Raw genomic sequence first — 12,546 nt, 5'->3', positions numbered from 1 at the left:
GCGCGTCGGACACCCGGCGCGCCGCGACCTCGGCGTCGGCCGCCGCAGCCCGCGTGACGCGGACCGCCTGCGCGTCGGCCTCGAGGGCCGCGCGCCGGGCACCCGCGGCGTAGCCGGCCGCGAAGCCCGAGGCGCGGGCGTCCTCGTAGACCTCGTCGCGCGCGGCGGTGCTGCCCAGCGCGACGGGCTGGAACGCTCGGACCTGGTCGACGGGAGCGGTGCGGAACTCAGGCAACGAACTCGTCCTCGCCCTCGCGGCGCACGGTGATCTGGCCGCTCTCCTCGAGGCGGCGGATCGCCTGGACGATGCCCGCGCGCGCCTCCTCGACCTGCGAGAGCCGGACCGGGCCGAGCAGGTCGATCTCCTCGACGAGGTTCTCGCGCGCCCGCTCGGACAGGTTGCGCAGCACGGTCTCGCGGACCTCGTCGGCCACGCCCTTGAGCGCGACGGACAGCTCGGCGGTCTCCACCTGGCGCAGCACGAGCTGCATCGCGCGGTCCTCGAGCAGCACGATGTCGCCGAACACGAACATCCGGCTGCGGACCTCCTCGGCGAGCTCCTCGTCACGGGTCGCGAGGCCCTCGAGGATCGCCTTCTCCGTGGTGGGGTCCGCGCGGTTGATGATCTCGACGAGCGGCTGGACGCCGCCCACCGCGGCGAGCTCGCGCGGCGCGAGCACGGTCGAGGCCTTGCGCTGCAGCGACTCCGCGACGACCGTGACGACGTCAGGCGAGGCACGCTCCATGAGGGCGATGCGGTGCGCGACGTCGCCCTGCAGCTCGGGCTCGAGGCCCGCGAGGATCGCCGACGCGTGGTCGGGGCGCAGGTGGGCGAGCACGAGCGCGATCGCCTGGGGGTGCTCACCCGACAGCAGCGAGACCACCTGCCGCGCGTCGGCGTGCTGGAGGAACTCGAACGGCTGGCCGGCCATGCTGACCTGCAGACGCTCGAGGACCGAGGCCGCCTCGTCGGCGCCGAGCGACGCCTCGAGCAGCTGCTGGGCCAGGCCCAGCCCACCCCCGACGCCCGGCCCGATGACCGACGCGGCGTAGAACTCCTCGAGGACCTCGTCGGCCAGCTGCTGGTCCACGCGGTCCAGCCGCAGGATCTCGGCCGTCAGCTCCTCGATCTCGGCGACGTCGAGCGAGGACATGACGCGGGCTGCCCGGTCGCGGCCGAGCTGGATGAGCAGCATCGCGGCCTTCTGCGAGCCGGTCAGGGTCGCGGCCATCAGCGCCGCGCCCCGGCCGGGGTGCTGAGCCACGAGCGCAGGAGGTCCGCGACCTCCTCGGGCTGCTCGTCGGCGAGCGCCGTGATCTCGGCGCGCTTGAGCGCGACCGGGTCGGGCTCGAGCGGGCGCGGCGCGGGCGGCAGCACGGGCAGCTCGTCGGCGCCCGACCCCTCGATGCCGAGCGCGGCGCCGTCGGGGCCACCGAGCACGGGCAGCTCGCCCAGATCGACGGCCGTGCGACGCGAACGGCCGGAGCGGCGCGCCAGCAGGATGACGATCACGACCACGAGCAGGACCACGCCGCCGACGGTCGCCAGCTGACGCACCTGGGCGTTGGCCTTGTCGGTCTTCGCCGCGGCGTCGGCGGCCGCCAGCGCCGTGGCGGCGGCGTCGGCCTGCGAGGTGTCGAACGCCGCGGCCTGCACGGCGAGGGTGTCGCCGCGCGTGGTGTCGATGCCGGCCGCGGCCGCGATCGTCGCCTGCAGCTGCGTCATGTCGAGGGCGGCGGCCGCCTTCTCGTCGACCACGACCGCGACGGACTGCCGCTCGACGCCGCCCGGGGCCGCCGTGACGACCTCGGTGGTCTTGTTGACGGAGTTCGTCACGTCCTCGGTGGTCGAGCTGTACTTCCCGGGGTCGTCGCCCGTGGTCGGGCCGACGATCGTCTGGTCCGGGCCGAGCACGCCGGTGGCCGACGAGTTCGTGCCGCTGTACGTCTCCTTCTTGGTCGAGGAGGCCAGCGGCGGGGTGTCCGGCGTCGCGTCGAACTTCTCGGTCGTGCGCTGCGCCTCGTCGAAGTTGAGCGACGCGGTCACCGTGACGGCCGACTTGCCCACGCCGACCACGCGGTCGAGCAGCGTCTGCACGGCGGACTGCACGCGCGCCTCGTAGTCGGTCTCGCGGCCGCCCGAGACGCCCGTGGTGCCGGTGCCGACGGCCGAGAGCACCTTGCCGCTCGCGTCCACGACGGACACGTCCGTGGGCACCATGTCGGGGATGCCCGCGGACACGAGGTGCACGATCGAGTCGACCTGGTCCACCGAGAGCGTCACGCCAGCGCGGGTCCGCACGAAGACGGAGGCCGTGGGGTCCTGCTTGGTGTCCACGAAGACCGTGTCCTCGGGGATCGCGAGCTTGACGGTGGCAGCGTCGATCCCGTCGATCGCGCCGATCGTCTTGGCCAGCTCGCCCTCGAGCGCGCGCTGGTAGGTCTTCTCCTGCTGGAACTCCGAGGAGGTCATCGGCATGTCGTCCAGCAGTGAGTAGCCGGCGCCGTCCGCGTTGGCCGGGATGCCCTCCGCGGCCAGGTGGATGCGCTGGCTGTACAGGTTCTTGGCCGGGACGAGCACGGTCGAGCCGCCGTCGGCGAGCTGGTAGGCGACGCCCTGCGCGTCGAGCTCGTCGACCACGGCGCTCGCGTCCGCGCCGGACAGCGACGTGAACAGCGGGCTCATCGTCGGGCGCGACATCCAGCTGCTCAGGCCGACGGCTCCGAGCACGAGGACCGCGACGCCGATGATCGCGAGCGTGCGCTGCGCCATCGAGAACTGCTTGACCGCTCCGGTCAGCCGGTCGAGCGCGGCCTGCACCTGCGCGGGCATCAGGCCTGCATCCGCATGATCTCGGAGAACGCCTCGACGGCCTTGTTGCGCACCGCGGCGGTCAGCTCGATCGCGAGCGACGACTTGGCGGCGGCGATCGTGTAGTCGTGCACGTTCTCGAGCGAGCCGGTGGCGGCCTGCACGGCGAGGTCGCTCGACGTGGACTGCAGCTGCTGCAGGCCGTCCACGGAGCCGAGGACCGAGTCGAAGGCGGCGCCGTGGCCCGCGGGCACGGCGGCGGTGGCACCGACCGAGCCGGTGGGCAGGACGGGGGTGGCCGCGCCGACGGCGGCGACGGGGAGGGTCATCAGGAACGTCCGATCTGCAGTGCTGCCTGGTAGGTCTCCTTGGCGCGATCGACCACGGCGGCGTTCGCCTGGTAGCCGCGCTGCGCCATGATCAGCTGCGCCATCTGGCTCGACATGTCGATGTCGGGGTAGCGCACGTAGCCCGTCTCGTCGGCCAGCGGGTTGTCCGGCTCGTAGACCAGGCGCCCGGTCGCGTCGCCTAGCTGGACGCCGGCGACCTGCACGCCGCCCTCGGCGCCGGGGGTCTCCTGCGCCACGACGTAGCGCGCGCGGAAGGCGTCCTCGGACGTGGGGCGCACGGTGGACAGGTTGGCCAGGTTGTCGCTGACTGCGTCGAGCCACGTGCGGTGCAGCGTCAGGCCCGTCTGCGCGATGCCGATCGCGCCGAAGATGCCCATCAGGAGGTCCGCATCGCGGCGCGCACGGACGAGAAGGTGCCCGACATGGCCTGGGTCGCGAGCTGGTAGCGCAGGTTCGTCTCGACGTTGAGGAGCGTCTGCTCGTCGAGGTTGACGTTGTTGCCGTCCTCGCGGGTCGCCGCGTCGGACCGCTGGAGGGTCGCGCCGGCCGCACCGTCGCCGTTCCGCACCGCGGACGCGAGGGCGCCCTCGAACTCGACGACGCGCGCGCGGTAACCGGGCGTCTGCAGGTTCGCGACGTTGTCGGCGATCGCGCGCTGGCGCAGGGCGAGCCCGTCCAGGGCACTGCCCAGCGCGACGGAGCTCACGGAGTCGAACACACCCATGACGGGGCCACCTCGGAGAAGCGTGAAAGGTGCGGCCTGTCCATGGCCTGCGGGGTGAGCGATCCGTGCTCGCTCTCCCCATCGGAGGGTTTGTGGGCCCTGTAAGGGTTTCCGTCCCAGGAGTTGCCCGTCACCCGATCGGCGCACCGATCGTGGTGGTTCAGGCCTGCGTGTCCACGTACACGGCGACGTCGCCGCGGTGGGGTCGCAGCGCGTCGAGGGCGGCGACGTGCCGCCGGCTGCGCGTGATCGCCTCGACCGTCGCGCGGGCCGCGTGCGTCTGCCGGTCCAGGAGCGCGGCGGCGCGCACGACGAGGTCCGCGGGCAGCGGGCCGAGGTCGGCCGGCGGCACCCATGCCGCCAGCCGGGCGACCTCGTCGGCGGGGGGCAGGTGCGCGGCGCGCAGCGCCTCCTCGACCCAGGCGACGTCGAGCTCGAGCGCGTCGAGCGCGCTCGCCCAGGACGCGGCCCACTCCCGCCCGTCGGACACGTCAGCCCACGCCGAGCAGGCCGGCGCCGGGGGCCGCCGGGACGGCGGCCACGGGCAGGGGCGCCGCGGTCGCCAGCGCGGCCTCGTGCCACGCCGCGCGCAGCGGCTCGACGACCTCGCGGCACTCGGCGACCCGTTCGGGGTCGGCCCGCACGGCGGCGTCGACGAGCGCGGTGAACAGGTAGCGGTAGATCTCCATGAGCTGCGCGCCGCCGTCCCACACGCGCTCGTCGAGGCTCGACATGAGCTCGGCCACGATGTCCTGCGCGTGCTGCAGCTGGCTCGTGCCCGCGGCACGGTCGCCCGCGGCGAGCGACTCGGCGGCGCGGTCGACGTCGAGCAGCAGGCGGTCGTAGAGCATCGTGAGCAGCCGCGCGGGACCGACCGTGGCGACGGTGTCGGTGACGTAGCGGGAACGTGCGTCGATCATGGCGATTCCTTCAGCTCGACGAGGTCGACAGGGACGCGAGCTGGCTGGACAGCCAGCTCGACTGCGACTGCAGGCCCGAGAGGGTCACCTCGAGGGCCGAGTACGTGCGCTGCAGCGACTCGCGGCGCAGCGCGAGCCGCACGTCCCAGCCGGCGATCTGGTCGCCCATGTCCGAGACGAGCGTCTGCTGCCCCGCGATCTGGAGCGTCAGCGAGCCGTCGACCTTGTCCGACGTGCGGGTCGCGACGTCGGCGACGCGCTGGGCGAGGCCCGAGACGACCTTCTGGACCTTGGCCGGGTCGGCCGCGAGGGCCGCCTCGAAGGTCGTCTGGTCGAACGTGAAGGTGCCGTCACGCCCGACGACGATGCCCACGGTGGAGGGCGAGATGCCGTCGACCGGGTAGGAGGCAGCCTGCTGGAGGCGCTGCTGCAGGTCGCGCGTGCTGCTCTCGCCGGAGAACAGGCCGCCCGAGACGACCGTGCGGCCGTCGGTGTCGGTGGTCGTGGTGGCGGTCGTGCGCGACGTGATCTCGGAGAGCACGACGCCGAGCGAGCCGACGAGCCCCGACGCGAGGGACGTGACCGCTGCGGTGTCCCGCGCGACGTCGAGCGTGACGGGCGCGGCCTCGACCGTGGAGACCGAGATCGAGACGCCGGTGAGGACGTCCGCGAAGGTGTTCGTCGACGACGTGACCTGCTGCGCGCCGGCCGTCCCGGCCCACAGCGTGATGGCCGCGTCGCTCGCGGCACGCAGGGGGGTCGCCGCCAGGGCGGGCTGCCCGTCCACGACGTCCTCCGCCTTCCCCGCGAACAGCTCGAACGCGTTCGCCTCCCCGGGCGTCTTGCCGGTCAGCTGCAGACGGGTCGTCCCGTTCGCGGTCACGACCGCCGCGGAGACCCCGGCGCCCGAGCCGGTGATGTTCTTCGCGAGGTCCGCGGCGCTGCTGCCGACGGCGACCTCGGTGGTGGTGCCGTCCGGCCGGCGCAGGGTCAGCGTCGTCGCTCCCCCGAGGCCCGCGACGAGGTCGTCGTAGGACGCGAGCGAGACCTGGCTCGTGGCGACCTTGTCGACCGTGAAGGACAGCGCTGCGGCGGAGGCACCGGCCGACGTCGTCGCGGTGACCGAGGTCGCCGACGAGGTCGCCTTCGTGACCTGCCACGACGACGCGGTCGCGGCCTTGGTCGCGGCGTCGCCGAGCGAGGAGACCTTGGTGTTGAGCGCCTGCAGCGCGGTCACCAGCGACGTGGTCGCGGTCTGCTTCGCCTTGAGCAGCGTCTGCGGGCCCGACTCGGCCTGCATGAGCTGGTTGATGAGGCTCGTGGTGTCGAGCCCGCTGACCAGCCCGTCGATGCCCAGGGTCGCCATGGCCCCTCCGTCCGTGTGTGGGAGCGCCCGGGGCGGCCGACGATCGTCGGGCCGCCACCGGGCGGTCGTGCCGAGCCCAGCCCCGGTCCGCGCGTGTGGTGCGTCCCGGGGCGGGGTCGTGGTGCGAGCGGCTCAGCCGCGTCGATCACCGCAGGAGCGAGAGCACGCCCTGGGGGATCTGGTTGGCCTGCGCGAGCATCGCGGTGCCGGCCTGCGACAGGATCTGGGCCCGCGTGAACGAGACCATCTCCGACGCCATGTCGGTGTCGCGGATGCGGGACTCCGACGCGGACAGGTTCTCCACCGCGACGTTGACGTTCTTGATCGTGTGCTCGAACCGGTTCTGCAGGGCACCGAGCCCGGCACGTGCGGTCGAGACCGACTTGATCTGGGCGTCGATGCGCGTGATCGAGTTCTGCGCGTTCGCGGCGGAGCTGAAGTCCAGGCCCGTCGTGCCCGTGACGGCGGCGCTGGTGCCGACGCCGGTGCCCGAGCTCGCGTCCGTGCCGGCCGTGGCGCCACCGACGACGGTGCCACCGTTCTTGGCCTGGACGACGAGCTTGTTGTCCTTGTCGACCGACGCGGTGAGGTCGGCGGAGAAGGCGCTGTCCGAGTTGAGCTTGTCAGCCAGCTGCTGGACGGTCTTGATGTCGCCCGCCGTGCCGACCGACGCCGTGGTGACGGTCTTGGTCGCGCCCGGGGTCGTGATGCTGAACGACTGGGCACCCGCGACGAGCGTCGGGGTGTCGACCGCGAGCGTGGTGCCCGAGGCCGCGGCACCGAGCGAGTCGGCGATCGCCTTGACGTTCGCGCCGGACAGGTCGACCGAGATCTGGCTGTCCGCGTTGCCGTCGGCGCCGACCTGGAACTTGAGCGTCCCGGCCGAGCCGTCGAGCAGCTTGGTGCCGTTGAAGTTGGTGGACTTCGAGATGCGGTCGAGCTCCGAGACGAGGCTGTCCGACTCCGTCTTGATGTTGGCGCGCGCCTCGGTGTTGTTCGAGTCGTTGCCGGCCTGGACGGCCAGGTCACGCACACGCTGCAGGATCGAGTGGACCTCGGTCAGCGCGCCTTCCGCGGTCTGCACGACGGAGATGCCGTCCTGCGCGTTGCGGGCGGCGACCTTCAGACCGCCGACCTGCGAGCGCAGGCCCTCGGAGATGGCCAGACCGGCGGCGTCGTCCGCGGCACGGTTGATCCGGAAGCCGGACGAGAGCTTCTCGAGCGACTTGCTCAGGTCGTTCTGCGTGTTGGACAGGTTGCGGTACGAGTTCACGGCCGCGATGTTCTGGTTGATCGAGAGACCCATCGTTCTCTTCCTCCTTGAGTCGGGTCAGGAAAGCCCATCCGTGGGCTATGTCCCTCCCATCGACCGCACCCGTGGGGGTGTGAGGAGTTCGCGAGAACCGATCTGTCAGGCGAGCACCTGGCGGGAGACCACGTGCTCGTCGGACGCCGACGGCTCCGGCACGTAGGAGAGCCGGTCGCTCGCGGTGAGCGCCGCGCGCGACGCGATCGAGGCGAAGTACGTCTGCCGCCGGCGCTCCGCCACGCCGTCGGGCCGGTCCGCCGCGGGGACGAGCGTCGGCTCGAAGTGCGTGTTGAGCCCGTCGCGCAGCATCCCGAGCGCCTCGGTGCGCAGCTGGCTGATCCGCGACTGCGTGACCCCCAGCTCGTCCGCCAGGTCGGCGACCGACCGGTCCTCGAGGAAGATCGCCCGCACCACGACCTGCAGCCGGTCCGGGAGCGTGTCGACCGCGGCGCGCAGCCAGTGCACGCGCTCGGTGGCCAGCACGGCCTCCTCGGGCGTGCTCGTGCCGTCCACGATCATGTCCGCGATGACGCCCTCGCTCGCGTCGATGCTCAGCACCCGCCGGTCCGCGTCCGCGCGGATCTGGTCGACCGCGCGCACGTCGACGCCGAGCGCGGTCGCGATCTCGTCGCGGGTCGCGGGGCGGCCCAGCGCGGCGGCCAGCTGCTCCGTCGTCGCGGCGAGCTCCCGGACGCGGGTGCGGGACCCACGGGTCGCCCAGTCCATCGAGCGCAGCTCGTCGAGCAGCGCGCCGCGGATCCGCAGCGACGCGTACCGGGCGAAGGGAACGCCGGTCGACGGGTCGTAGGACCGGGCCGCCAGGACGAGCGCGAGGCTGCCGGCGGAGGCCAGGTCGTCGCGCGCCACGGACGGCGGGACACGACGCAGGAGCTCGGAGACGGCGTACCCGACGAGGGCCAGGTTGCTGACGACGAGGTCGTCGACGGAGGTCGCGGCGGTGTTCACAGAATGTCGCTCGGCTCCCGGACGACCCGCCTTGAGCGAACCTTCCGAAGAAAGTTGTGATCGATCACATGCTCCGTCGAACCGTTTCGAGGACCAAGGTCCCTCGTTTCGACGGTTCACCTGGGCGATCGTCGTGATGGAGCCGTCTGGGTGTCACCACCCCACCCGTTCGGGTGTGACATACGTCACCTCGACGTGGGCGCGCTCCCACCACGCGATCGGCCATTTTGAACGTTCGTCCAGTTCAGAGGGTCGGTCCGCCAGGCCGCTGCTCTGTTCATCAGGGCCCCGCCGCGCCACAATGCCCCGACGGCTCACCCGGATGCTTCAGCACTGCCGGGCGCCTGCCGATAGTCCAGGGCGGACGCGAGCCGGTGAACCTGCCGCCTGGCCCACGACGGCCCGCGACGGACGACAGGAGGACACGATGGCCTACAACAGGCTGTCTGAGGTGCTGTGGCACGAGCGGAACCTGCTCGAGCTGCTGCTCTTCAAGCTGGAGGAGGAGCAGCTGCTCCTCACGAGCGGCAAGACACGCTGGCTCGCCCACGCGACCCGTGAGGTGGAGACGGTGCTGTCCCAGATCCGCGACGCCGAGCTCGGCCGCGCCGTCGAGGCGGCGACCGTGAGCGCCGAGCTGGGCCTGCCCGACGGCGTGAGCCTGGCGGACCTGGCCGACCACGCTCCCGAGCCGTGGTCGGACCTGCTGCGCGCGCACCGTGAGGCCTTCGCCTCGCTCACCACCCAGATCTCCCAGCTCGCCGACGGCAACCGCGAGCTGCTCGCGATGTCCCACCGCGCGACGCAGGAGACCCTGGCGTCCCTGCACGACGTCCACACGTACGACGGCAGCGGCCAGAGCGCGGCCACCGAGCCCGCCGCCCGCCTCGTCGACCGCACGCTCTGACGACCGCACAAGCACCCGTAGGAGGACGATCCACGTGAGCACCTTTTCCGGGCTCGGCACCGCGCTGAGCTCGCTGGTCGCCCAGCGTCAGGCGCTCGAGGTCGCGGGCCAGAACATCGCCAACGCCAACACGGTCGGCTACACCCGGCAGCGCGCGACGCTGTCGTCGGTGCCGGCCGCCCAGGTGCCGTCGATGTTCTCGACCACGCCCGGCACCGGCCAGGGCACCCGGGTGAGCAGCGTGGACCGCCTCGGCGACATCTTCCTCGACGCCAAGGTGCGCACGAGCACCTCCAGCTCGGCCTACCTCGCCGCACGGGCGGACGCCCACACCGCGCTCGAGCAGGGCGTCGGCGAACCTGCCTCGACGGGCCTCGCGTCGCAGCTGTCGACGATGTGGGCCGCGTGGCACGACGTGGCGAACTCGCCCGACAAGGCCTCGTCCCGCGCGGTCCTCCTGGAGGACGCGAAGGCTGTCGCCGACCGCCTCGGCACGCTCTACACGGCGACGCAGACGCAGTGGACCCAGACGCGCTCGACCGCGGTCGCCCTCGTCGACCAGGTCAACTCGGCCGCGGCCGGCGTCGCCGACCTCAACGCGCGCATCCTCGAGATCACCAACGCGGGCGGCACCGCCCACGAGCTCACCGACCAGCGCGACCTGCTCGCGACCCAGCTGTCGAGCCTCGTGGGTGCCTCCACCGAGCTGCGCGCCGACGGCCGCCTCGACGTGTTCGTCGGCGGCAACTCGCTCGTGTCCGGCAACCGGGCGTCCGCGCTCGCCGTCACCGGCGCCACGTCGTTCGACCAGGTCACCGCGACGCCCGCCACCGCGGTCTCCGTGGTGTGGGCCGACCGCCCCACGCAGGCCGTGGGCCTCGACGGCGGTCGCGTCGCGGGGCTGCTCTCCGTGCTCGCGCCGGCCGAGGCCGACGGCACGGGCGGCCTGCTCGCGCAGGCGGCAGCGGGCTACGACGCCTTCGCGCAGACGCTCGCCAGCCAGGTGAACGCGCTGCACGGCACCGCGCTGACCACGAGCGGCACGGCGGGCGGCGACTTCTTCGCCTTCACCGCGGGCCGCCCCGCGGCGCTCGGCCTGCACGTCGCCGTCACGGACCCCCAGGGAGTCGCCGTCGCGGCGCCCGGGGCCGGCGCGCTCGACAGCTCGGTCGCCGACGCGATCGCCTCCCTCGCGAAGGCGAACGGCGGTCCCGACACGGCCTGGAACCACCTCGTCGTCGACCTGGGCGTGCGCACCGCGAGCGCGCAGGCGCGCGCCGACGTGGCAGAGTCGGCCCGGGCGAGCGCCGCCGGGCAGCAGCTCGCGCAGGCGAGCGTCGACACCGACGAGGAGACCGTCAACATGCTGGCGTTCCAGCGCGCGTACGAGGGCGCCGCCCGGGTGCTGTCGGCGATCGACGAGATGCTCGACACGCTCATCAACCGCACCGGCCTGGTCGGAAGGTAGGAACCACCGTGATCCCCCGCGTGACGCACCAGACCATCCAGCAGAGCACGCTGGCCAACCTGCAGGGCAGCCTGTCGGCGATGGCTGCGCTGCAGTCCAAGATGTCGAGCGGCAAGAACATCTCGGTGCCGTCCGACGACCCGGGCGCGGCCTCCGACATGCTGCGGCTGCGCGGCGACCAGCGCGCCATCGCGCAGTACAAGCGCAACGCCTCGGACGCCGACTCGTGGCTCACCACGGTCGACACCGCGATCACCGGGTCGCTCGCCACGCTGCGGCGCGCCCGCGACCTGACGATGCAGGGCGGCGACGGCGCGCTCGGCAGCACCTCGCGCGAGGCCCTCGCCACCGAGATCGACGGCCTGCGCGCCTCGCTGCTCGGTCAGGCCAACACCACCTACGTGGGCCGGACGGTCTTCGCCGGCACGTCCGACGCGGGCGTCGCGTTCGACGCCTCCTACTCCTGGACGGGCACGGGCGCGAGCGTCGACCGCCGCGTCGGGGCCACGTCCACCGTGCGCGTCGACGCCGACGGGGCCGCGGTCTTCGGGACCGGCTCCGACTCGGTGTTCGCGCTGCTCGACGACATCTCGGCGACCCTGCGCGCAGGCGGCGACCCCACCACCCAGCTCGACGCGATCGACACCCGGATGGACGCGATGCTCAGCCAGCTCTCCGGCGTCGGTGCCCGGCACAAGCAGGTGCTCGACACCCAGAGCGCACTGCTCAGCAGCGAGCTCGACGTGAAGTCGCACCTGTCCGGCATCGAGGACATCGACCTGGCCGAGGTGATCCTCGAGCTGCAGACGCAGGAGGTCGCCTACAACGGTGCGCTCGGCGCGGCCGCCAAGGTGCTGCAGCCGACGCTGCTGGACTTCCTGCGATGAGCGCCGCCACGGTGCGGGTGGGCTCGCGCGACATCCCGGCCGAGCTCGAGATGCTCGAGCCCCTGCCTGGCCTGCCCGGCCGGACGTCGTACCGCCTCGAGCCGCTCGACGACGCCGGCATCCTGTTCGCGCTGCGCTCGCAGGGAGACGAGCCGCCCGCGCGGCTCTTCGTCGTCGACCCCGCGACGCACTTCCCCGACTACGCGCCCGAGCTCGACGCGACCGGCGGCGAGCGCGCGCTGCTCGTCGTCGTGCACCCCTCCACGGTGGGCGACTCCCCCACGGCCAACCTCCTGGCCCCCCTCGTCGTCGAGGTGGGCACCGGGCGCACGGTCCAGACCGTGCTCGACGGCGACTGGCCCCTGCGCGCACCGATCGCCTAGACGCCTCAGACCTGGGCACCGCCGGCCGATGGGCCGGGTGGAGTGCTCAGTCAAGGAGGCAGTCGATGTCATCATCCAGCCGCGTCGCCATCCGGCGGCAGGCCGTCGTCCACCCGGACGGTTCGCTGTTCGGCTACGCGGTGCGCGCTGACGTCAGCGACCCGCAGGACGCGCTGATCACGCCCGCGGCCGAGGAGCGCCTGGCCGACGAGCAGTACGCCGCCACCGACTTCGGCCAGCTGGTCGGCGACCGCCCGGTGGTGCTGCGGATCGGCACGCGCATGCTGCGTGGCGACCTGCCGCTGCCCGCCACCCCCCGCGCGCTCGTCGCCGAGGTGCCCGCCGCCGTCGCCCGCCACGACGACGCCGAGGCGGTGCTCACCCAGCTCCGCGACCGCGGCGCGGGCCTCGCGCTGTCCGGCTACACGGCCACGCCCGCGCAGGACGCGCTGCT

General features: G+C 72.9%; 15 protein-coding genes and 1 pseudogene. 5 read left to right on the top strand and 11 right to left on the bottom strand.

The features are described 5' to 3' along the window. The 11 genes from D1825_RS03470 to D1825_RS03420 form a co-directional block, all read right to left on the bottom strand. A partial coding sequence (locus D1825_RS03470) for a hypothetical protein (protein WP_138067402.1) occupies positions 1-235 on the bottom strand: 235 nt, incomplete at its 3' end. After that, positions 228-1,232 carry a flagellar motor switch protein FliG gene (gene fliG / locus D1825_RS03465; protein WP_118766078.1) on the bottom strand — a complete coding sequence of 335 codons (1,005 nt, stop codon included), beginning with the start codon at positions 1,230-1,232 and terminating at the stop codon, positions 228-230. The genes D1825_RS03470 and fliG, both read right to left, overlap by 8 nt. Next, complete coding sequence (gene fliF, locus D1825_RS03460; protein ID WP_118766077.1) at positions 1,232-2,833, bottom strand: flagellar basal-body MS-ring/collar protein FliF; 1,602 nt, start codon at positions 2,831-2,833, stop codon at positions 1,232-1,234. The genes fliG and fliF overlap by 1 nt, the downstream gene beginning before the upstream one ends. Beyond that, positions 2,833-3,141, bottom strand: coding sequence for a flagellar hook-basal body complex protein FliE (fliE, locus tag D1825_RS03455; protein WP_118766076.1), 309 nt, complete (start codon positions 3,139-3,141; stop codon positions 2,833-2,835). Before fliE ends, fliF begins: the two co-directional genes overlap by 1 nt. Continuing rightward, positions 3,141-3,539, bottom strand: a complete 399-nt coding sequence (gene flgC, locus D1825_RS03450; RefSeq protein ID WP_118766075.1) for a flagellar basal body rod protein FlgC — start codon at positions 3,537-3,539, stop codon at positions 3,141-3,143. The genes fliE and flgC overlap by 1 nt, the downstream gene beginning before the upstream one ends. Then, complete coding sequence (locus tag D1825_RS03445; RefSeq protein WP_118766074.1) at positions 3,539-3,886, bottom strand: flagellar basal body rod protein FlgB; 348 nt, start codon at positions 3,884-3,886, stop codon at positions 3,539-3,541. Before D1825_RS03445 ends, flgC begins: the two co-directional genes overlap by 1 nt. Positions 3,887-4,046: 160 nt before the next feature. Continuing rightward, positions 4,047-4,376 carry a hypothetical protein gene (locus tag D1825_RS03440; protein WP_118766073.1) on the bottom strand — a complete coding sequence of 110 codons (330 nt, stop codon included), beginning with the start codon at positions 4,374-4,376 and terminating at the stop codon, positions 4,047-4,049. A 1-nt stretch (position 4,377) separates the two neighbouring features. Then, positions 4,378-4,806: a flagellar export chaperone FliS gene (fliS, locus tag D1825_RS03435; protein WP_118766072.1), complete on the bottom strand. Its 429-nt coding sequence runs from the start codon at positions 4,804-4,806 to the stop codon at positions 4,378-4,380. A 10-nt stretch (positions 4,807-4,816) separates the two neighbouring features. Next, positions 4,817-6,172, bottom strand: coding sequence for a flagellar filament capping protein FliD (gene fliD / locus D1825_RS03430; protein WP_118766071.1), 1,356 nt, complete (start codon positions 6,170-6,172; stop codon positions 4,817-4,819). A 145-nt stretch (positions 6,173-6,317) separates the two neighbouring features. Then, the gene (locus D1825_RS03425) at positions 6,318-7,478 is read right to left on the bottom strand and encodes a flagellin N-terminal helical domain-containing protein (RefSeq protein WP_118766070.1); all 1,161 of its coding nucleotides are present in this window, start codon (positions 7,476-7,478) and stop codon (positions 6,318-6,320) included. A gap of 105 nt (positions 7,479-7,583) precedes the next feature. Further along, a complete protein-coding gene (locus tag D1825_RS03420; RefSeq protein ID WP_118766069.1) occupies positions 7,584-8,447 on the bottom strand; it encodes a sigma-70 family RNA polymerase sigma factor in 864 nt (287 codons plus the stop codon). Between the two features lie 427 nt (positions 8,448-8,874). Here D1825_RS03420 and flgN point away from each other — a divergent pair, with 427 nt between their 5' ends. The 5 genes and pseudogenes from flgN to D1825_RS17955 form a co-directional block, all read left to right on the top strand. Further along, a complete protein-coding gene (gene flgN / locus D1825_RS03415; RefSeq protein WP_118766068.1) occupies positions 8,875-9,354 on the top strand; it encodes a flagellar export chaperone FlgN in 480 nt (159 codons plus the stop codon). 34 nt (positions 9,355-9,388) lie between these two features. After that, positions 9,389-10,822 (top strand): flagellar hook-associated protein FlgK, encoded by a 1,434-nt coding sequence (gene flgK, locus D1825_RS03410; protein ID WP_118766067.1) that lies wholly within the window; start codon positions 9,389-9,391, stop codon positions 10,820-10,822. A gap of 20 nt (positions 10,823-10,842) precedes the next feature. Then, positions 10,843-11,709 (top strand): flagellar hook-associated protein FlgL, encoded by an 867-nt coding sequence (gene flgL / locus D1825_RS03405; RefSeq protein WP_233549600.1) that lies wholly within the window; start codon positions 10,843-10,845, stop codon positions 11,707-11,709. Continuing rightward, positions 11,706-12,092, top strand: coding sequence for a flagellar assembly protein FliW (locus tag D1825_RS03400; RefSeq protein WP_118766065.1), 387 nt, complete (start codon positions 11,706-11,708; stop codon positions 12,090-12,092). Before flgL ends, D1825_RS03400 begins: the two co-directional genes overlap by 4 nt. 65 nt (positions 12,093-12,157) lie before the next feature. Continuing rightward, a pseudogene (locus D1825_RS17955) lies at positions 12,158-12,546 on the top strand (diguanylate phosphodiesterase); the annotation flags it as partial.

This window comes from Cellulomonas rhizosphaerae, from assembly GCF_003470205.1.
GTDB classification, from domain to species: Bacteria; Actinomycetota; Actinomycetes; order Actinomycetales; family Cellulomonadaceae; genus Cellulomonas; species Cellulomonas rhizosphaerae.
Note: the sequence above shows the minus strand (reverse complement) of the source record. Positions and strands in the feature narration are given on the sequence as shown.

What these genes read in the sequence shown, in the direction of transcription:
- fliF (WP_118766077.1), bottom strand. Translation starts at nt 2,833, where the DNA reads ATGCCCGCGCAGGTGCAGGCCGCGCTCGACCGGCTGACCGGAGCGGTC.
- D1825_RS03425 (WP_118766070.1), bottom strand. Translation starts at nt 7,478, where the DNA reads ATGGGTCTCTCGATCAACCAGAACATCGCGGCCGTGAACTCGTACCGC.
- fliS (WP_118766072.1), bottom strand. Translation starts at nt 4,806, where the DNA reads ATGATCGACGCACGTTCCCGCTACGTCACCGACACCGTCGCCACGGTC.
- flgN (WP_118766068.1), top strand. Translation starts at nt 8,875, where the DNA reads ATGGCCTACAACAGGCTGTCTGAGGTGCTGTGGCACGAGCGGAACCTG.
- D1825_RS03445 (WP_118766074.1), bottom strand. Translation starts at nt 3,886, where the DNA reads ATGGGTGTGTTCGACTCCGTGAGCTCCGTCGCGCTGGGCAGTGCCCTG.
- fliG (WP_118766078.1), bottom strand. Translation starts at nt 1,232, where the DNA reads ATGGCCGCGACCCTGACCGGCTCGCAGAAGGCCGCGATGCTGCTCATC.
- fliE (WP_118766076.1), bottom strand. Translation starts at nt 3,141, where the DNA reads ATGACCCTCCCCGTCGCCGCCGTCGGCGCGGCCACCCCCGTCCTGCCC.
- fliD (WP_118766071.1), bottom strand. Translation starts at nt 6,172, where the DNA reads ATGGCGACCCTGGGCATCGACGGGCTGGTCAGCGGGCTCGACACCACG.
- flgC (WP_118766075.1), bottom strand. Translation starts at nt 3,539, where the DNA reads ATGGGCATCTTCGGCGCGATCGGCATCGCGCAGACGGGCCTGACGCTG.
- D1825_RS03400 (WP_118766065.1), top strand. Translation starts at nt 11,706, where the DNA reads ATGAGCGCCGCCACGGTGCGGGTGGGCTCGCGCGACATCCCGGCCGAG.